The organism is Herbaspirillum lusitanum (assembly GCF_046025995.1).
GTDB lineage: Bacteria > Pseudomonadota > Gammaproteobacteria > Burkholderiales > Burkholderiaceae_D > Herbaspirillum > Herbaspirillum lusitanum_A.
Genome location: NZ_JAQQFM010000008.1, coordinates 101,968 through 121,585 on the forward strand (window position 1 = coordinate 101,968; position 19,618 = coordinate 121,585).

Genomic DNA, 19,618 nt, shown 5'->3' on the forward strand with positions numbered 1-19,618 from the left:
TTAAAGTAAGTGCTGAGGCGTGACCACGCTGTCAGGCAGTGGCGGCTGAATCTGCGCCTGCAGTTCCGCTTCGCGCTCGCGGCGCAGCAGCGCCAGGGCTTTCTGATGCCGCGCCGATTCGCGCCGATGGCGGAACACGATAGGCGTCATCGCCAATACGCCAAGCACCGCGCCAACCACGAAGAAGGCCAGCAGCACCAGCACCAGCGGATCCGTGCGTTCGTAACCGAGGAAGAAATGCAGCGTGACTTCCTGAGTATTCTTCAGCGCAAAGAAGAAGAACAAAATGAAGAGGATGACCGCGATCAATCTGGAAATTATTTTCATGACGCTTATCCTTGTGGATTATAAAAAATGCTCCGTACAGCATGCTGCTGCAAGCAATCCGACTCGATGCACAGCCGGCAGAGCGCCGCCGCAAGAACTTCGGAGGCCCATCTGAAATCGGCATCAGGCGGCTTGCGGGAACATCTTGCGCGCTATGGAGCGCAACATCCCATTGAAAACGAAATTGTACGTGAAAAAAAACGGCATCCAAAGATGCCGTTGATTTTGTTACTGCGTATTTACATGCTCTGACGCGCCGAATACGGCACGTCCCAGCTGCTCAACACGCTGTCGCGCTGGCTTAGTCTTCCCTGATCGGCTGCCCGACCATCGCATCCACGCGCTCGCGCAATTCCTTGCCAGGCTTGAAATGCGGCACCCGTTTTTCGGGCACCATCACCTTGTCGCCGGACTTGGGATTGCGGCCGATGCGTGGCGGCCGGCGGTTCAGCGCGAAACTGCCGAACCCCCGGATCTCAATGCGCTGGCCTGCCGCTAGAGCGTCAACCATGGCATCGAGAATGGTTTTGACCGCGTAATCCGCATCCTTAGCAACCAGTTGCGGATAACGTTCGGCCAAACGAGCAATCAGCTCAGACTTAGTCATTATTCAGCGACAGATCAGTTCTTGTTGTCGAGCTTAGCCTTCAGCAACGCGCCCAGGCTGGTGGTACCGGAAGCAGCGCTGGAGTCCGAAGACATCTTTTGCATTGCTTCTTGGGTCTCAGCATTGTCCTTTGCCTTGATCGACAGTTGGATGCTGCGCGCCTTGCGGTCGATATTGATGACCAGAGCTTCGACGCTGTCGCCGACCTTCAGGTGAGTACCGGCATCTTCCACGCGGTCGCGGGAGATTTCGGATGCACGCAGATAGCCTTCGACTTCTTCCGACAACTGAATCACTGCGCCCTTAGGCTCGACCGACTTGACTGTACCGTTGACCAGTGCACCCTTGTCGTTCATTGCAGCGAAGTTGTTGAACGGATCGCCTTCCAGTTGCTTGACGCCCAGGGAAACGCGCTCGCGTTCCACATCGATTGCCAGCACGACTGCTTCCAGTTCGTCGCCCTTCTTGAACTTGCGCACGGCTTCTTCGCCAGCTTCGGTCCAGGACAGGTCGGACAGGTGAACCAGACCGTCGATGTTGCCTGGCAGGCCGATGAACACGCCGAAGTCGGTGATCGACTTGATTGCGCCCTTGACCTTGTCGCCCTTCTTGTGAGTGATCGCGAAGTCGTCCCAAGGATTCGCCTTGCATTGCTTCATGCCCAGGCTGATACGGCGACGCTCTTCATCGATTTCCAGAACCATGACTTCAACTTCGTCGCCCAGCTGAACAACCTTGTTAGGCGCGACGTTCTTGTTGGTCCAGTCCATTTCGGAGACGTGCACCAGACCTTCGATGCCTTGCTCGACTTCAACGAACGCACCGTAGTCGGTCAGGTTCGTGACCTTGCCGAACAGGCGTGTGCCTTGCGGGTAACGACGCGACAGACCGGTCCATGGATCGTCGCCCAGTTGCTTGACGCCCAGCGAAACGCGGTTCTTTTCTTGATCGTACTTGAGGACCTTGGCAGTGATTTCCTGGCCAACCGACAGCACTTCCGACGGGTGACGCACACGACGCCATGCCAGATCGGTGATGTGCAGCAGACCATCGATGCCGCCCAGATCCACGAACGCGCCGTAGTCGGTGATGTTCTTGACGATACCGGTAACGACCGTACCCTCCTTCAGGGTTTCCATCAGCTTTGCGCGTTCTTCGCCCATCGAGGCTTCGATCACAGCGCGGCGCGACAGCACCACGTTGTTGCGCTTGCGGTCCAGCTTGATGACCTTGAATTCCAGGGTCTTGCCTTCGAAAGGCGTAGTGTCCTTGACCGGACGGGTGTCGACCAGCGAACCCGGCAGGAAGGCACGAATGCCGTTGGTCAGAACGGTCAGACCGCCCTTGACCTTGCCATTGACAGTACCGGTAACGATCTCGCCGGACTCCATCGCCTTTTCCAGCGAGAGCCACGATGCCAGACGCTTGGCCTTGTCGCGCGACAGGATGGTGTCGCCGAAGCCGTTTTCCAGCGACTCGATTGCGACGGAAATGAAATCGCCAACGTTGACTTCGAGTTCACCGTTGTCGTTCTTGAATTCTTCAACAGGAATGAAGGCTTCGGACTTCAGGCCGGCGTTGACGATAACGAAGTTATGGTCGAGGCGGACGACTTCAGCCGAAATGACTTCACCAGAACGCATGTCCTGACGCGACAGCGATTCTTCAAAAAGGGCTGCAAACTCAGTAGCGAAATCTGCGCCATGAGCCAGTACGGTAGTGGTAGACATATGAGAAAAGAAAGGTTTTGGCCAATATTCGCTTGTCCGATCAGACAACCAGCAAAATCACCGGAACGAATAGAGGGTTAGGTTTTACAACGCCCGCCAGACTTTGCATCTGTTGGGCACCAGGGACGACGTTTATTTACTTCTTTGTTTTACTGCGTGCTGCATTCACTGCTACTAATTCTCGCCACAACAAATCCGAATGGCGCCGCATCTGAATCGGGTGCTGCGCGCATCTGGATTGATTTGCTGCGTGTATCTGCTTCTACTGCTTTTATTCTTTTGACTGCTTTTTATTCTTTTCGGGGGATCACTTGATCAATGACCCACAGCGGCATACCAGCCCAGCACTTTCTGCACCGCTTCATCAGCAGTCATGTCGGAAGTATCCAGGTGATACGCGTTCTCAGCCGGTTTGAGCGGAGCCGAGGCACGATTCATGTCGCGCTCGTCGCGTTCTCTCAAATCCTTCGAAAGGTCTTGCATACTAGCAGAAAAACCCTTGTCAATCAATTGCTTATAACGTCTTTGCGCACGCGCTTCCACACTTGCGGTCAAAAACACCTTCAATCTTGCCGTCGGGAAAATCACCGTCCCCATGTCGCGGCCGTCCGCCACCAGCCCGGGCGGCTTGCGAAAGCCCAGTTGCAGACCATACAGCGCCTGGCGCACGGTCTGAAAGGCGGCGATTTTCGATGCCGTATTACCAACTTCTTCAGCACGGATAGCTTGGGTCACGTCTTCATTGGCCAGAAAAATATGGCCGCCGTCGAAATGGCAATGCAGGTGCTCCGCGACCTTGGCCAGCGCGTGATCGTCGTTCATCGGCGTCGCCCGGCGCAATACCGACAAGGCGGTCAGGCGATACAAGGCCCCCGAGTCAAGATAGTGAAACCCCAGTTGCTGCGCGACCTTCTGCGCGACCGTGCCTTTGCCCGAAGCGGTCGGACCGTCGATCGTAATGACGGGAATTATTGCCTTATCCATGGGAAATCCCGTTCTTCAGTAAATCAGTTGAGTGGAAAACATTATTGAGGCAAGGCATCAGATCAGCGTCTGCTCAGCGATTTCCTCGAAGACCTTGAAGTAGTCGGGGAAAGTCTTGGCCACGCATTTGGGATCGTTGATGCGAATCCGTGTGCCTTGCAGCAGTTTGCCATCCAGCGACGCCAACGAGAAGCACATCGCCATGCGGTGATCGTCGTAAGTATCGATGGTGGCCGGCTCCATCGCCGCCGGCGGCGTGACCTTGAGGTAATCCGCGCCCTCTTCGACTTGTGCACCCAGCTTGCGCAGCTCGGTCGCCATGGCCGACAGGCGGTCGGTTTCCTTGACGCGCCAGCTGCCGATATTGCGCAAGGTGCTGGGACCGTCGGCATACAAGGCAGCCACCGCGATAGTCATTGCGGCATCGGGAATATGATTGAAATCGGCGTCGATGGCCTTGAGCGGCCCATTCGACGAAGCCTCGATCCAGTTGTCGCCGACTTCGATGGTCGCGCCCATCTGGCGCAGCGCTTCGACGAAACGTACGTCGCCCTGAATGCTGTCGCGCCCGACGCCTTCGACCCGCACCGGACCGCCGGTGATGGCGCCCGCCGCCAGGAAGTAGGACGCCGAAGACGCATCGCCTTCGACATGAATCACGCCCGGACTCTGATAGCTCTGCTCGGCCTCAATCATGAAACTCTGCCAGCCGTCGCGCTGTACGTCCACGCCGAAGCGGCGCATCAGATTCAGCGTGATTTCGATATACGGCTTGGAAATCAGCTCTCCCACCACGTCGATGCGCATGGCCTGCTCGCGCGCCATCAGCGGCGCCGCCATCAGCAAGGCCGTCAGGAACTGGCTCGATACATTGCCGCGCACCTTCATGCTGTGCGCCGCCAGCTGACCGCGTCGTACATGCAACGGCGGATAGCCGGGATTGCCGGTGTATTCAATCCGCATGCCGACTTCATTGAGGGCATCGACCAGATCGCCGATCGGCCGCTCATGCATGCGCGGCACGCCGTGCAGCGTGTAGTCGCCGCCCAGCACCGCCAGCGCAGCCGTCAGCGGACGGATCGCGGTGCCGGCGTTACCCATGAACAAATCGGCCTGATGCACCGGCAATTGACCGTCGACGCCGTGCACGATGTAGTTTTGCGTGCCTTCTATCTGTTCCCACTTCACGCCCAGTTGCTGCAAAGCCATCAGCATCACCAGGGTGTCGTCCGAAGCCAGCAGATCCATGATGCGCGTGCTGCCGGCGCTCAAGGCCGCCAGCAACAGGATGCGATTGGAAATACTCTTCGAACCCGGCAACTTGACCGTGCCCTGCACATGCGCCGCCGGCGCCAGATCGATATGGTGGGGGTAATAAGGCTGCTTCATCGGTTCAGATTTTCACTTCATTGATAGGGACACAGGCCGCGATGGCGGGGACATGGAGGTGTCATTCAGTACGGCTGGCAACATCATGCATGCAAAACGAACATGAATGAGCGTCGCAAAGCTCAGCTTGCATTGTACGCAAGCTCAGTCGCCGCCTTGCTCGCGCGCCGGTTCGCGCCGATTCTTTTCCGCCGCCTCGATGGCCGCCATCCAATCCAGCCGCGCCTTTTGCGCAGTGGTGTAGACGTCTTCCAGCGCCGCACCGTCACTCTCCGCCAGCATCTGCCGCATGCGCGTCAGTTGCATCAGATAAGCATCTACCTCTTGCAATAGCGCATCACGATTGGCCAGCGAGATGTCGCGCCACATTTCCGGCGAGGAACCGGAAATACGCGTGAAGTCGCGAAAGCCGCTGGCCGCATATTGAAACAGCGTCGCCGCATGCGGCTTGGCCGCAATGTCAGCCACCAGCGCATAAGCCAGCACGTGCGGCAGATGACTCACGGAAGCGAACACCGCGTCATGTTCCTGCGCGGACAAACGATGGATCACCGCGCCGCAGGCCAGCCAGGCGGATGCGACACGCTCGACATCTGCCGCACTGTTTTCCGGCAGCGCGGTCAGCACCACTTTCTTGCCGACGTACAAATCGTCGATGGCGGCATCCGGACCGTTGGATTCGCGCCCGGCAATCGGGTGACCAGGCACGAACTGATTGATCATGTCACCCAACTCGGCACGCGCTGCGGCAACCACGTCGCCCTTGGTGCTTCCCGCGTCGGTGACAATGACGCCGGGCTTCAGATAAGGCGCCAGCGAGCGCAGTATTGCGCCGGTCTGTGCCACGGGTGCAGCGATCAAGACCAGATCGGCGCCGTCCATGGCGGCGGCGATATCGGTCGCGGCGGCATCGATGATACCCAGTTCCTGGGCGCGCGCAAGGCTGGCGGCAGAACGGCCGACGCCGACGATCTGGCGCGCTGCGCCGGCTTTTTTCAGCGCCAGCGCAAACGATCCGCCGATCAGGCCGACACCGCAGATAAGAACTTTATTGAACACGATACGACTCAAGGCTAATTCCGCTAGTCAGTCATTCAGGAAACCTTGATCAGAAGACTGATCAGGCCAGCACACTTTTCAGCGCGGCGATGAAGGCGGCGTTTTCTTCCGGCAAGCCGATGGAAATGCGCAGCCATTGCGGCAGACCGTAATTCGCAACCGGACGCACGATGATGCCCTTCTTCAACAGCGCCAGATTGACGCGCGCACCGGCAGCGTCATCCGTGCCGACCTGCACCAGCACGAAGTTGCCGAAGGACGGTACATAGGTCAGGCCCAACTCATCGAAGGCGGTAATCAACTGACGATAACCGGCAGCATTCACTTCAGCGCTCTGCTGCAGAAACGCCTTGTCGTTCAGCGCCGCAATCGCAGCGGCCTGCGCCAGCGAATTGACGTTGAACGGTTGACGGATGCGATTCATCAGATCGGTCACCGCCGGTTGCGCAATCGCAAAGCCGACGCGCAGACCGGCCAGGCCATAAGCCTTGGACATGGTGCGCGACACGACCAGATTCGGATAGGTGCGCACCCACTGCGTCGATTCATATTGCTGCTCGGCCGCCAGATATTCGTTGTAAGCCTCGTCCAGTACCACCACAACGTGCGCCGGCACTGCCTTCAGAAATGCTTCCAGTTCGGCGGCGGAAACAAAGGTGCCGGTCGGATTATTCGGGTTGGCCAGATACACCAGACGCGTGTCCTCGGTGATCGCCTCGGCCATCGCAGCCAGATCGTGACCGAAGTCCTTGGCAGGCACTTCGATGGCGCGCGCGCCGACGGCTTGCGTCGCCAGCGCGTAGACCAGAAAACCATATTGCGCATACACCACCGACTGCCCCGGCTGCACAAAAGCGTGTGCGGCGATTTCCAGAATGTCGTTACTGCCATTGCCCAGCGTGATCCAGCTTTGCGGCACATCGTACTTGGCGCCGATCGCCGCCTTCAGTTCGAAGCCGTTGGCATCGGGATAACGCCCCAACTCAGCCATTGCCTGCTGCATCGCCAGCTTGGCCGATGCCGGCATGCCCAGCGGATTTTCGTTGGAGGCCAGTTTGACGATGCTGGCTTCATCGAGGCCGAATTCACGCGCCACCTCGGCGATGGGTTTACCGGCCTGATAAGGCGCGATGGCGCGCACATATTCCGGAGCAAGTTGTATCGACATCATTGACCTTCGAATTGATTTAATCGGGAACGGGCATTCGCATATCAGCGCGCCCTGGCAAATCTCGGCACCTCAGACGCGCCGCCGGATTTACAGCGCCAGCGGATAGGAACCCAGCAACTTGAAAAATGCCGCATTCTGTTTCAGTTCGGCCAGCGCACGCGCCACTTTCTCGTCCTGCTCGTGGCCTTCAAGATCGACGTAAAAGTAGTACTCCCACGCGCCCATGCGCGCCGGACGCGATTCAAAACGCGTCATCGACACGCCGTGCTCTGCCAGCGGCGCCAGCAACTTGTAGACGGCGCCGGCCTTGTTCGGCACCGACAACACGATAGAAGTCTGATCGCGGCCTGACGGCGCCGTATGCAGACGACCGATCACGGCAAAGCGCGTGCGATTGTGCGGGTCGTCCTGAATGTGCGCGTTGACGGTTTGCAGATTGTATTTTTGTCCGGCGATCTCGCCGGCAATCGCCGCCACCGAAGTGTCGTCGCTGGCCATGCGCGCGGCTTCGGCATTCGACGCCACGGCCTGCCGCTGGATCTGCGGATAGTTTTGATTGAGCCAGGCATTGCATTGCGCCAGCGCTTGCGAATGGGCGCAGATGCGAGTGATGCCGTCCATGCCGCCTCCCTTGGTCATCAGGCTGTGATGCACCGGGATCGAGATTTCGCCGCTGATCGACAAGGTCGTCTGCAGCAGCAGATCGAGCGTGCGATTGATCACGCCCTCCGAAGAATTCTCGATCGGCACCACGCCGAAATCGGCGGTGCCGGCTTCCGCATCGCGAAACACTTCGTCGATGGACACGCAGGACAGACCTTCGACCGCATGGCCGAATTGCTGATACACGGCCTGTTCGCTGAAGGTGCCCGCCGGGCCGAGGTAGGCCACCACCACACGCTTTTCCAGCGCGCGGCAAGCCGACATCACTTCCCGGAAAATAGTCTGAATATCGGTGCCCAGCAAGGGTCCCGGATTGCGTTCGGCGGCCTTGCGCAGCACCTGCGCTTCGCGCTCAGGGCGGAACACCGGCGCATTGGTCTCGGCCTTGACGTGGCCGACTTCCTGCGCGACGCGTGCGCGCTGGTTCAGCAGGTCGAGTATCTGCGCGTCGATCGCATCAATTTTCTGACGCAATGGCAGCAGCTTGTCGTCGCTCATTTTTTATCTTCCCGATTCGAGGCCGTCTGGCGGCCCCGCCACTTGAATCGGGCAGAACCGCAGACGGCGATAGTCCATGCGCAGGCCAGAATGAAAGTGGCGTACAGTCGTTGCCGACCCCACCCCAAACACATGCTTAGCCCTGCTTCTTTTCGAATTCTTTTAAATAATCGACCAGCGCTTGTACACCTTCGATTGGCATCGCGTTGTAAATCGATGCACGCATGCCGCCGACCGACTTGTGGCCTTTCAGCTGCAGCAGACCGCGCTCTTTGGCGCCGGCCAGAAATGTTTCGTTCAATGTATCGTCGCGCAGATAAAACGGCACGTTCATGCGCGAGCGGCAATCCGCTGCGATGCGATTACTGTAGAACGCCGAGCTGTCCAGATAACCGTACAGCAGTTCGGCCTTGGCAATATTGCGCGCCTCCATCGCCGCCACGCCACCCTGGCGCTTGAGCCACTGGAACACCAGACCGGCGATGTAGATCGCGTAGGTCGGCGGCGTGTTGTACATGGAGTCGTTGTCGGCCACGATCTTCCAGTTGAAAGCGGAAGGACAGGACGGCAAGGCATGACCCAGCAAGTCTTCGCGCACGATCAGCAGCGTGACGCCGGCCGGACCGATATTCTTTTGCGCGCCGCCGTAGATGACACCGTATCTGGAGATATCGATTTCGCGCGACAGAATGTGCGAAGACATGTCCGCCACCAGCGGCGCGTTGTTGGTGTCGGCGGCGACATCCGGCGTGAAATGGTATTCGGCGCCATCGATGGTTTCGTTGGTGCAGAGATGCACGTAGGCAGCATCCTTGCTCAGCTTCCAGTCGGCGCGCGCGGGAATGCGTGCGAATTTTTCAGCGGCCGACGAGGCCGCCACATTCACCCGGCAATAACGGCTGGCCTCCTTGATCGACTTGGTCGACCACGAGCCGGTTTCGATGTAATCGGCAACGCCGGGCTGACGCGGCTGCCCCGACGGCGAACGCAAACCGGCCAGGTTCATCGGCACAATCGCGTTTTCCGCAATCGCTCCGCCCTGCAGGAACAGCACTTTGTAATTGGAGGGGATGTTGAGCAGATCGCGCAGATCCTGCAGCGCGGCCTCAAGGATGGACATGAACTCTTTGCCGCGATGACTCATTTCCATCACGGACATGCCACTGCCATGCCAGTCCAGCATCTCTTCAGCTGCCTGCTGCAGCACTTCTCGCGGCAAGGCTGCCGGACCCGGGGAAAAGTTATAGACCATGTCAGATCACAATCAAAAAGGGCGGTCGCCTGATCAGGCTGACCGCCCTGCGTTCATCGTATTACTCGGCGGCCGGAGTATCTGGCGTATCCGGAGTTTCGTCGCCGGCTGCCGGCGCTTCGCCTTCAGCCGAATTGGTCGCTTCCGATCCTTCCGCACCTTCCAGACGCTCTTCTTCCACATCCGACTCGACCACGCGCTGCAGACCGCTCAGCTTGGTGCCGTCTTCCACCGAAATCAGGGTCACGCCCTGAGTCGCACGACCCATTTCGCGAATCTCTGCGACACGGGTGCGGATCAGCACGCCACCAGTAGTGATCAGCATGATTTCATCGGTCGGCTCGACCAGCGTGGCGGCAACGACCTTGCCGTTGCGCTCGCTGGTCTGGATCGCGATCATGCCCTTGGTGCCGCGGCCATGGCGCGTGTACTCGGTGATCGGAGTACGCTTGCCGTAACCGTTTTCGGTTGCCGTCAGCACCGACTGCTGTTCGTTTTCAGCGACCAGCAAGGCGATGACCTGCTGACCTTCTTCCAGGTTCATGCCGCGCACGCCGCGTGCCGTACGCCCCATCGGACGCACATCGTTTTCGTCGAAACGCACGGCCTTGCCGGAATCGGAGAACAGCATCACGTCGTGCTGGCCATCAGTCAGCGCTGCGCCGATCAGGAAATCGCCCTCATCCAGATCGACCGCGATGATGCCGGCCTTGCGTGGATTGCTGAAGTCGGACAGCGGTGTTTTCTTGACGGTGCCGAGGCTGGTCGACATGAAGACGTAACGGTCCTCAGGGAAAGTACGGTTCTCGCCGGAGACCGGCAGAATGACCGTGATCTTTTCGCCATCCTGCAGCGGGAACATGTTGACGATAGGCTTGCCGCGCGAGTTGCGCGAACCTTGCGGCACTTCCCACACCTTCAGCCAGTACATGCGGCCGCGGTTGGAGAAGCACAGAATGTAGTCGTGCGTGTTGGCGATGAAGAGCTGATCGATCCAGTCGTCGTCCTTGGTCGCCATGGCCTGCTTGCCGCGACCGCCGCGTTTCTGCGCACGGTATTCGGACACCGGCTGCGACTTCATGTAGCCGGTATGTGACAAGGTCACGACCAGATCTTGCGGCGTGATCAGATCTTCGGTGCCGAGATCGGTGGCGTTCAGTTCGATGGTGGAACGACGTTCGTCCTTGGCGCCGATGCCGAAATCGTTCTTCGCTGCATTCAGCTCATCGGTAATGATGGCGGTGACACGTGCCGGCTTGGACAAGATATCCAGCAGGTCGGCGATCTGCGCCATGACATCCTTGTACTCGTTGACGATCTTGTCCTGCTCGAGACCGGTCAGACGTTGCAGACGCATCTGCAGGATTTCCTGGGCTTGCTCATCCGACAGCTTGTACAGGCCGTCGGCCTGAATGCCGTAATGCGCAGGCAGATGTTCCGGACGGAAGGCTTCGATGCCGCCGGTGTTTTCAGCGCCGGTACGCGCCAGCATCTCGCGCACCACGGAGGAATCCCAGGCGCGCGTCATCAGTTCGGCCTTGGCGATAGGCGGCGTCGGCGCGGCTCGGATGATGGCGATGAAATCATCGATATTGGCCAGTGCGACCGCCAGACCTTCCAATACGTGACCGCGTTCGCGCGCCTTGCGCAGTTCGAAAATCGTGCGGCGCGTGACCACTTCGCGGCGATGCGAGAGGAAGCATTCCAGCATCTGCTTCAGATTCAGCAGCTTGGGCTGACCGTCCACCAGCGCCACCATGTTCATGCCGAAAGTGTCTTGCAGCTGAGTCTGCTTGTACAGATTGTTCAGCACGACTTCAGGCACTTCGCCGCGCTTGAGTTCGATCACCACGCGCATGCCGGACTTGTCCGACTCGTCGCGCAGATCGGAAATGCCTTCCAGCTTCTTGTCGCGCACCAGTTCGGCGATGCGTTCCAGCAGCGCCTTCTTGTTGACCTGATACGGCAGCTCATCAACGATGATCGCAGTACGACCTTCGCGGCCATACTCTTCGAAGTGCGTCTTGGCGCGCATCACCACACGGCCGCGGCCGGTGCGATAACCGTCGCGCACGCCGGATACGCCGTAAATGATGGCGCCGGTCGGAAAATCAGGCGCCGGGATGATTTCGATCAGCTCATCCACCGTGCAGTCGGCATTGCTCAGCACGTGCAGTGCGCCGTTGACCACTTCGGTGATGTTATGCGGGGGAATATTGGTTGCCATCCCCACCGCGATACCGGAAGAACCGTTGATCAGCAGATTGGGAATACGGGTCGGCAGCACCGACGGCTCTTTTTCCTTGCCGTCGTAGTTGGGCACGAAATCGACGGTTTCCTTTTCGATATCGGCAAGCAATTCGTTGGCGATCTTGTCCAGCCGGCACTCGGTGTAACGCATCGCCGCAGCACCGTCGCCATCGATGGAGCCGAAGTTGCCCTGACCGTCCACCAGCGTATAGCGCAGCGAGAAATCCTGCGCCATCCGCACCAGCGTGTCGTAAATCGAGGCATCGCCGTGGGGGTGATACTTACCCATGACTTCACCGACCACGCGCGCGCATTTAACGAATGGGCGATTCCACACGTTGTTCATTTCGTGCATCGCAAACAGCACGCGCCGGTGCACCGGCTTCAAACCGTCGCGCACGTCCGGCAAAGCACGACCCACGATCACGCTCATCGCGTAATCGAGGTAACTCTTGCGCATCTCTTCTTCGAGGGAAATGGGGATTGTTTCTTTGGCGAATTGATCCATTGGCGATTCTGAAGATGTTTCTTGATGGGGAAGCCACGCTGTGACCAGCTAAACCGCGTGCTTCAAACCAAACATTTTAGCACGCCGGGGGGCTGCCAAGACGCGCCAAGGGCACTGGCGGGCCGTAAAACAGCCTTGAAAGGCCCAGCATTCGACCAGGGCGGCACGCGGCGATAATTCCCAGGGGGAAACTGATGCATAACGGGATCAGCACGACGGGAAGCAACTGCGCCTGATTAATGCCATAGATAACAAAAAGACAAGCAACAATAAAGCGAAGAGCAAGGCAAATCGTCCGCCGAAATCATCCACCTAATATATATAAGCAGATGGGATAGCCAAAAACCGAAAGTAGCATCAAGGAAATTCCAGGCGGGCACTCACATTTCTCTAATTTCGGTCCGCGCAAGTCACTCAGATTTACTTTGGTCACACCATCGGGGTTTTCCTTGTTTATCCCTTTGCACCCGTTTCCCCGTCCACGCGTGTATTTTTATGCAAGATGCATCCACTCCGAAATGACTGAAAAATAAGGAAATTTCATTTTAAATTGCCGCTTTTCCTACAAACTTCCCAGCAAAATACGCCGCAAAAGCGACGTTGCGCATAAACAACACAGCGCCAAAAACGTTGCTCCGTCTAATTGGCAAGCCTCGCTGATCGCACCACCCTGTGGCAGAATGGCGACTAAGTTCATCGCTTGCCCCCTCTAGAAAAGAGGGCATGTGACGACCTGAACACATGATATTATTCATTTTTTTGATGTCGTAATCTTGTAGCGCAGTTTATCTGCGGATATCTCACCCGAGAGGAGAAACATGAACAAATTAGCAAAACTCGTCTTCGCTGCTGCGTCCGCAGCCATCGCATTGTCTGCAACAGCGCAAGAAGTGAAGGACATCAAAGTCCGTCCTAACAGCCTGTACCTGCAAGATGGCCGTGACGTTGTAACTCGCAGCGGCTACGGTCTGTGCTGGAATACCGCATATGTAAACGGTCCTTGCGAAGAGCCGCCTGCACCAGCACCGGTTGCTGCTGCTCCAGCTGCTGCTCCGGCCGCTCCTGCTGCTGCTCCGACATCGGAAAAAGTTACTTACGCTGCTGACGCATTCTTCGACTTCGACAAGGCTGTCCTGAAGCCAGCTGGCAAGTCGAAGCTGGATGAGCTGGTCGCAAACCTGGGCAAGCTGAACCTGGAAGTCATCATCGCAGTCGGTCACACTGACTCGGTCGGTTCGGTTGCTTACAACCAGAAGCTGTCGGTTCGCCGCGCTGAATCGGTCAAGGCATACCTGGTTTCCAAGGGTGTTGAAGCCAACCGCGTCTACACTGAAGGCAAGGGCAAATCGCAACCAGTCGCAGACAACAAGACTGCAGCTGGCCGCGCTAAGAACCGCCGCGTTGAAATCGAAGTTGTGGGCACCCGCAAGTAATCGATACACGCAGCAAGATCAAACCCCGCTCCGGCGGGGTTTTTTTATGGGAATTCCATTTGCATCGGGAAATTTGATGCAGGCCATTCTGAACTTCCGGCTCTTTGGGCTATCATTCAGGCTATGAATGCCGATCCCTTAGAACTTCAGAAATTCAGTGAACTGGCTCACCATTGGTGGGACCCCACTTCCGAATTCCGTCCCCTGCACGAAATCAATCCGCTGCGCCTTGAATGGATCAACGCGCGCGCTCCGCTGGCCGGCAGGAAAGTCGTCGACATCGGTTGCGGCGGAGGTATTCTGGCCGAATCGATGGCTGCCAAAGGCGCCGACGTTACCGGCATCGATCTCTCGGACAAAGCCCTGAAAGTCGCCGACCTCCACAGTATGGAATCCGGCGTCCAGGTGCGTTACGAAAAGATCGCAGCGGAAGATCTGGCACTGCGCGAACCGGGCCAGTTTGATATCGTGACCTGCATGGAAATGCTGGAACACGTGCCTGATCCGTCCTCCATCGTGCGCGCCTGCGCGACGCTGGCCAAACCTGGCGGCAAGATCTTCTTCTCGACACTCAATCGCAATCCGAAAGCTTATCTGCTGGCGATTCTCGGCGCCGAATACTTGCTGCGCATGCTGCCCAAAGGCACGCATGATTACGCCAAGTTCATCACGCCGGCCGAGCTGGCGCAATACACGCGGCAGGCCGGTCTGGACATCGATGGCTTCAAGGGCCTCAGCTACAACCCGCTGACCAAGATCTATTCCTTGAATCAGGACACTGACGTCAACTATCTGGTGGCCTGCAGCAAGCCGGCTCAGTAATGAAAAAAGCGAAGCCATCACGCATCAAACGGCTTCTCCAGCTCACATCGCTACGTCGGCATCACGGCCTTTGGCTCCCTGCCATCCGGTCGCAACAAAATCAAGAATTCCGTGTCCTAAACGGGCCTCTCATCACGTCTGCTGAATCCTCATGCCATTGAACAAGCTCACCAAACCCAAAGCCATTCTGTTCGATCTCGATGGCACGCTGGCCGACACTGCGCCTGACCTCGCCGCCGCCGTCAATCAACTGCGCGCCGAACGCGGGCTCGACGCCACGCCTTACGAACAATTGCGCCCGGTTGCTTCCGCCGGCGCGCGCGGGTTGATCGGCGCGGCATTCGGCATTCGTCCCGATGATGAACGCTACGAAGCGCTGCGCGTGAGCTTCCTCAACACCTATGAAAGCGCCCTGGTCGTACACAGCACGCTGTTCGAAGGCGTAATTGAAATGCTGGCGCAGCTGGACAAGCAAGGCATCGCCTGGGGGATTGTCACCAACAAGGCTTCGCGCTTCACCGACCCGCTGGTGCCGCTGATCGGCCTGGGCCACGCCGGCTGCATCGTGTCGGGTGACACCACGCCGCATCCGAAACCGCATCCGGCGCCACTGCTGGAAGCCGCTCAACGCCTGCAGCTGGAGCCGCAAGAATGCTGGTACGTTGGCGACGATCTGCGCGACATCCAGGCCGGGCGCGCGGCTGGCATGCCGACCATCGCCGCCGCCTGGGGTTATTGCGGCCACGTCGAGCCGGAAACCTGGGAAGCCGATGCGCTGCTGCACGAGCCGCAACAACTGCTGAGTTTGCTCTAAGATAGCCGCTCCGAACCACCTCGCCGGACATTGCGCACTCATCATTCAGAACACCAGGCAATGCCCGGCCGCGAGCCTGCTCGCACGCAGCACAATCCATACAATTCGAATCATTGAACGCACCGGCGCAGACCTCCCATTCAAAGATTCCGTCGCCCGGTGACACTGCAAGGAACCAGCATGGCGACATCCACCACCTCCAGCCCCACAAGAAAATGGCAATGGCAGCGTTATCAGCGGCCGCTGCGCTGGATCGCGTATATCGTCGCAGCGCTGCTGTTGCTGGCTGCGATCAGCTGGCTGGCGCTCCCCGGCCAGATCAAGAAAATCGCCATCGTACAGACCCAGGAAAAAATCGGGCGCAAGCTGGAGCTCGGCGAAGTCGCCTTCAATCCCTTCAAGCTGGCGCTGACGGTCTCCGACATCACACTGTACGAGCCGGATCAGAAAACGCCCTTCTTCTCCGCCAAGGGTCTGCTGGTAAATGCATCGGCCGCCTCGATATTTCGTCTGGCCCCGGTCCTCGATGAAGTCAAGCTGACCACGCCCGACCTGCACGTAGTGCGCCTGAGCGCAGACGGTATCGGCCGCTACAATTTCAGCGATGTGATCGACCGCGTGCTGGCCATGCCCAAGAGCGAAGGCGAAAGCCATTTCACGCTGGCCAATGTGCAGCTGGAGAACGGCAACATCAAATTTGAGGACAAGGTCAGCGGCAAAAGCATCGACATCAAGACGCTGCAGATCGGCGTGCCTTTCATCTCCAATCAACCCGGCAATATCGACAGCTTCGTGCAGCCGCATTTGTCGGCCGACATCAACGGCACCCACTTCGCGCTGAACGGCCGCAGCAAGCCGTTCACCAGTTCGCTGGAAAGCGCCTTCGCGATCGACATCAACCGGCTCGATCTGGTCAGCTACCTGCCCTTCCTGCCGCTGGAATTGCCGGTCGTGCTGGAAAGCGCCAAGCTCTCCACCAAACTCGACCTCTCTTTCTCACGCGCGCAGGATGCGCCCAAGGTCGCGCTGAGCGGCGACATCACGCTGGACGAGCTTTCCGTCACGGAAAAAAATCGCGCGCCGCTGCTCAAGAGCAAACGCATCGCCGCCAGAATCAAGCAACTCGATGTGTTCACTGCCAATGGCGAAATCGAACAGCTTGAAATCGATGCACCGCAAGTCTGGGCCGCCATGAACAACAAGGGCGAATTGAACTGGCTGCGCGTGGCGGCAAGCGCAAGCGGCTCTTCGGGCAAAACAAAACCGGCCGCCAATAAAGGCAAACCGGAGAGCAGCGTTGCGACAGCGGCAACAGGCTCAAGTACACCATCGAAGACGGCATCGTCTGCGACACCTGCAGCAACTCCCGGCACTCCCGACGCGCCGAGCAAGCCCGCCACGGAAACCGGCAAGGCGGCATCAGCGATCGTTCTGAAGCAAGTCACCTTGCGCAACGGCGAAATCAACTGGCGCGACGAAGCCAACGCCGCTCCCGCACAAAGCGTGCAGCTCAGCAAGCTGAGCATCGATGCCAGCGACATTTCGACAGCCGCCGATGCCAAACCGGCAAGCGTCAAAATCGCAGCGACCGAGAACGGCCACGGCAGCATTGGCTTCGATGGACAGCTGCAAGCGATGAAAGCCGGCGTCAACGGCAAGGCATCACTGAACGCGGTCGAACTCTCCGGCTATCAGAATTATCTGAACCGCAGTCTTGCCGCCAACCTGTCGGGCAAGGTTTCCGGCAGCACCGAACTGTCACTGGAAAACCAGCAATTCAAACTGGCGCAACTGGGCATCGAGGTAAGCAATCTGAAGCTGGCGCCCAAGGCCAAAGGCGCCAATGCGATCAATGTGAAATCAATCGCACTGCAAAATGCAGCAGTGGACCTGAGCGCACACAAAGCACAGGCCGACAGCTTCCGCATCAGCGGCTTGCAGGGCGAAGTGCGACGCGAAAGCAATGGCGAATTCAGTCTGACCAAACTGCTGGCGGAGTCGCCGGAAACCTCTGCCGCCGGCAAAGAAAAAGACGCTGAAACCGCTGACAAGCACGCCGCTACACCATCAGGCAAAGTGCAAAAAGATGCCAGAGCAACTACCGCGAGTAGCGCATGGCAGGCACGCCTCAGCAGCTTCAGCATCACCGACAGCGGCCTGAATTTTGAAGACGCCAATGTCGGCACGCAGCAAAAACTGCAAGTGCGCGGCATCAATCTGCAGGTACAGAATCTTTCCAGCCAGCTTGATCAGAGCGCCAGGATTTCGCTGCAGGCGCAGTTGAACAAGGATGGCAAATTGTCCGTCACCGGCCAGACCGCGCCGCAACTCAAGAGCATCAATCTGGATCTGGACGGTCAGAATCTGCCGGTCGGCCCGTTCCAGGCCTACTTCACCAATGTACTCAACGTCACGCTTTCCACCGGCTTGCTCAATGCCAAAGGCAAGCTGGCGATTGCACCGCCGCTGAACAAGCAGCCGTTCGCACTGAGCTATACCGGCAATGCCGCACTCAATAATTTCCGCATCCAGGACAAGCTCAGCGCCAGCGACTTCCTGCGCTGGCGCACGCTTAATCTGAATGGCATCCAGGTCAGAGTCGACACGCGCACGCACATTGCACTGGAAAAAATCGTGCTATCCAATTTTTATGCGCGTGTGATTCTGTCTGAAAAAGGGCGCCTCAATCTACAGGACATTCTCGTGTCAGATGCCCAATCGGCAGGTTCGATCACCGATCCGGACAACAAGGAAAACGCTGCGGCAGGCAAAGACGGCCCACCAGAAAAACCTTCCGCCACATCGCGTAAAACCACGACCTCCAGCGAAGCAGTGACCGCCGAAGCGCCCAATCCGAATGCACCCGTCATCCGCGTCGGCCAGATTCTTCTCGATACCGGCAACGTCAATTACACCGACAACTTCGTCAAGCCGAACTACACCGCCAACATGACCGGGCTGTCCGGCTCGGTGGGCAAGATTGCATCGGATGAAGCGCAGCCGGCACCTCTGGATCTGAAAGGCAAGATCGACAACGATGCGCCGCTGCAGATTTCAGGCACGCTCAATCCGCTGTTCAAGCCGATGTTCCTCGACATCAAGGCCAGCGCCAACGGCGTACAGCTGCCGCGGCTGACACCCTACTCCGCCAAGTATGCGGGCTACCCGATCACCAAAGGCAAGCTGTCGATGGATGTGCAATACAAGATCGAGAACGACAAGCTGGTCGCGCAGAATGATGTACGCATCGAACAACTGACCTTTGGCGACCACGTCGACAGCCCGTCCGCTACCAAGCTGCCGGTGATGCTCGCGGTGTCGCTTCTCAAGGATCGCAATGGCAACATCAATCTCAACCTGCCGATTTCGGGCTCGCTGTCCGATCCTCAGTTTTCCATCGGCAGCGTGATTTTGCGCATCTTCACCAATCTGATCGTCAAAGCCGTGACTTCACCGTTCGCACTGATCAGTTCGATGTTCAACAGCAGCGCCGGCGAGCTCAGCTATATCGAATTCGAGCCAGGCTCCTCGGAGATCACTGCGGACATCCGCAAGAAGCTGGACACCTTGGGCTACGCCCTTAACGAACGGCCCGGCATCAAGCTCGATATCATGGGCCGTGCAGATCCCAAAGTGGACGATATCGGCCTGCGCCAGGAAGCATTGAACCGCAAGATGCGCGCGCTCAAGCGCAAGGACCTGATCGAAACCGAAGGCCAGCCTTCGGGCAAGGTTGAGCTGAATGCGGGCGAGCGCAGCAAATACATGGAAAAGGTCTACAAGGATGAGAAATTCAAGAAGCCGCGCAATGTGATCGGCATCAGTAAATCCCTGCCGGAAGATGAGATGGAAAAGCTGATCGTCGACAACACCGAAGTCACGCAGGACGATCTGCGCAATCTGGCGCAGCGGCGTGCCGATCAGATCCGCAATTACCTGCAGGAGCAAAGCGTGATCCCGGCGGCACGCATCTTCCTGGTGGCGCCGCGCCTGAACGCCGACGACATCAAGGACAAGGGCAAGACCAGCCGCGTGGATCTGACCATACAACAGTGATTCGATGCCCTCCAAGGCGCAAGTTAATAGCAATGCTCTTGATAAAGCACGGGCT

The 19,618-nt window shown here is 58.1% G+C and carries 14 protein-coding genes; 4 read left to right on the top strand and 10 right to left on the bottom strand.

Annotated elements, in window-relative coordinates:
• The 10 genes from PQR62_RS18445 to gyrA all read right to left on the bottom strand — a co-directional run bounded on the left by PQR62_RS18445 (position 1) and on the right by gyrA (position 12,438).
• The gene (locus PQR62_RS18445; protein WP_408159472.1) at positions 1–327 is read right to left on the bottom strand and encodes a LapA family protein; all 327 of its coding nucleotides are present in this window, start codon (positions 325–327) and stop codon (positions 1–3) included.
• A gap of 301 nt (positions 328–628) precedes the next feature.
• The gene (locus PQR62_RS18450) at positions 629–934 is read right to left on the bottom strand and encodes an integration host factor subunit beta (RefSeq protein ID WP_408159473.1); all 306 of its coding nucleotides are present in this window, start codon (positions 932–934) and stop codon (positions 629–631) included.
• A 14-nt stretch (positions 935–948) separates the two neighbouring features.
• Entirely contained in the window at positions 949–2,664 is a 1,716-nt protein-coding gene (gene rpsA / locus PQR62_RS18455) for a 30S ribosomal protein S1 (protein WP_408159474.1), read from the bottom strand.
• 315 nt (positions 2,665–2,979) lie between these two features.
• The gene (gene cmk, locus PQR62_RS18460; RefSeq protein WP_408159475.1) at positions 2,980–3,648 is read right to left on the bottom strand and encodes a (d)CMP kinase; all 669 of its coding nucleotides are present in this window, start codon (positions 3,646–3,648) and stop codon (positions 2,980–2,982) included.
• Between the two features lie 57 nt (positions 3,649–3,705).
• Positions 3,706–5,037 carry a 3-phosphoshikimate 1-carboxyvinyltransferase gene (gene aroA / locus PQR62_RS18465; protein ID WP_408159476.1) on the bottom strand — a complete coding sequence of 444 codons (1,332 nt, stop codon included), beginning with the start codon at positions 5,035–5,037 and terminating at the stop codon, positions 3,706–3,708.
• Positions 5,038–5,181: 144 nt separating this feature from the next.
• Positions 5,182–6,096 (bottom strand): prephenate dehydrogenase, encoded by a 915-nt coding sequence (locus PQR62_RS18470; protein WP_408159699.1) that lies wholly within the window; start codon positions 6,094–6,096, stop codon positions 5,182–5,184.
• Between the two features lie 61 nt (positions 6,097–6,157).
• Positions 6,158–7,264 carry a histidinol-phosphate transaminase gene (gene hisC, locus PQR62_RS18475; RefSeq protein ID WP_408159700.1) on the bottom strand — a complete coding sequence of 369 codons (1,107 nt, stop codon included), beginning with the start codon at positions 7,262–7,264 and terminating at the stop codon, positions 6,158–6,160.
• A gap of 90 nt (positions 7,265–7,354) precedes the next feature.
• Positions 7,355–8,428: a prephenate dehydratase gene (gene pheA / locus PQR62_RS18480; protein ID WP_408159477.1), complete on the bottom strand. Its 1,074-nt coding sequence runs from the start codon at positions 8,426–8,428 to the stop codon at positions 7,355–7,357.
• A 136-nt stretch (positions 8,429–8,564) separates the two neighbouring features.
• Positions 8,565–9,680 (bottom strand): 3-phosphoserine/phosphohydroxythreonine transaminase, encoded by a 1,116-nt coding sequence (gene serC / locus PQR62_RS18485; protein WP_408159478.1) that lies wholly within the window; start codon positions 9,678–9,680, stop codon positions 8,565–8,567.
• 61 nt (positions 9,681–9,741) lie between these two features.
• Positions 9,742–12,438, bottom strand: coding sequence for a DNA gyrase subunit A (gene gyrA, locus PQR62_RS18490; protein ID WP_408159479.1), 2,697 nt, complete (start codon positions 12,436–12,438; stop codon positions 9,742–9,744).
• An 818-nt stretch (positions 12,439–13,256) separates the two neighbouring features.
• Here gyrA and ompA point away from each other — a divergent pair.
• The 4 genes from ompA to PQR62_RS18510 all read left to right on the top strand — a co-directional run bounded on the left by ompA (position 13,257) and on the right by PQR62_RS18510 (position 19,563).
• Entirely contained in the window at positions 13,257–13,871 is a 615-nt protein-coding gene (gene ompA, locus PQR62_RS18495; RefSeq protein ID WP_408159480.1) for an outer membrane protein OmpA, read from the top strand.
• Between the two features lie 123 nt (positions 13,872–13,994).
• Positions 13,995–14,693, top strand: coding sequence for a bifunctional 2-polyprenyl-6-hydroxyphenol methylase/3-demethylubiquinol 3-O-methyltransferase UbiG (gene ubiG, locus PQR62_RS18500; protein WP_408159481.1), 699 nt, complete (start codon positions 13,995–13,997; stop codon positions 14,691–14,693).
• A 151-nt stretch (positions 14,694–14,844) separates the two neighbouring features.
• A complete protein-coding gene (locus PQR62_RS18505) occupies positions 14,845–15,507 on the top strand; it encodes an HAD family hydrolase (protein WP_408159482.1) in 663 nt (220 codons plus the stop codon).
• A gap of 180 nt (positions 15,508–15,687) precedes the next feature.
• Positions 15,688–19,563 carry a DUF748 domain-containing protein gene (locus tag PQR62_RS18510; RefSeq protein ID WP_408159483.1) on the top strand — a complete coding sequence of 1,292 codons (3,876 nt, stop codon included), beginning with the start codon at positions 15,688–15,690 and terminating at the stop codon, positions 19,561–19,563.
• Positions 19,564–19,618: the final 55 nt, after the last annotated feature.

What these genes read in the sequence shown, in the direction of transcription:
- PQR62_RS18445 (WP_408159472.1), bottom strand. Translation starts at nt 327, where the DNA reads ATGAAAATAATTTCCAGATTGATCGCGGTCATCCTCTTCATTTTGTTC.
- PQR62_RS18450 (WP_408159473.1), bottom strand. Translation starts at nt 934, where the DNA reads ATGACTAAGTCTGAGCTGATTGCTCGTTTGGCCGAACGTTATCCGCAA.
- rpsA (WP_408159474.1), bottom strand. Translation starts at nt 2,664, where the DNA reads ATGTCTACCACTACCGTACTGGCTCATGGCGCAGATTTCGCTACTGAG.
- cmk (WP_408159475.1), bottom strand. Translation starts at nt 3,648, where the DNA reads ATGGATAAGGCAATAATTCCCGTCATTACGATCGACGGTCCGACCGCT.
- aroA (WP_408159476.1), bottom strand. Translation starts at nt 5,037, where the DNA reads ATGAAGCAGCCTTATTACCCCCACCATATCGATCTGGCGCCGGCGGCG.
- hisC (WP_408159700.1), bottom strand. Translation starts at nt 7,264, where the DNA reads ATGTCGATACAACTTGCTCCGGAATATGTGCGCGCCATCGCGCCTTAT.
- pheA (WP_408159477.1), bottom strand. Translation starts at nt 8,428, where the DNA reads ATGAGCGACGACAAGCTGCTGCCATTGCGTCAGAAAATTGATGCGATC.
- serC (WP_408159478.1), bottom strand. Translation starts at nt 9,680, where the DNA reads ATGGTCTATAACTTTTCCCCGGGTCCGGCAGCCTTGCCGCGAGAAGTG.
- gyrA (WP_408159479.1), bottom strand. Translation starts at nt 12,438, where the DNA reads ATGGATCAATTCGCCAAAGAAACAATCCCCATTTCCCTCGAAGAAGAG.
- ompA (WP_408159480.1), top strand. Translation starts at nt 13,257, where the DNA reads ATGAACAAATTAGCAAAACTCGTCTTCGCTGCTGCGTCCGCAGCCATC.
- ubiG (WP_408159481.1), top strand. Translation starts at nt 13,995, where the DNA reads ATGAATGCCGATCCCTTAGAACTTCAGAAATTCAGTGAACTGGCTCAC.
- PQR62_RS18505 (WP_408159482.1), top strand. Translation starts at nt 14,845, where the DNA reads ATGCCATTGAACAAGCTCACCAAACCCAAAGCCATTCTGTTCGATCTC.
- PQR62_RS18510 (WP_408159483.1), top strand. Translation starts at nt 15,688, where the DNA reads ATGGCGACATCCACCACCTCCAGCCCCACAAGAAAATGGCAATGGCAG.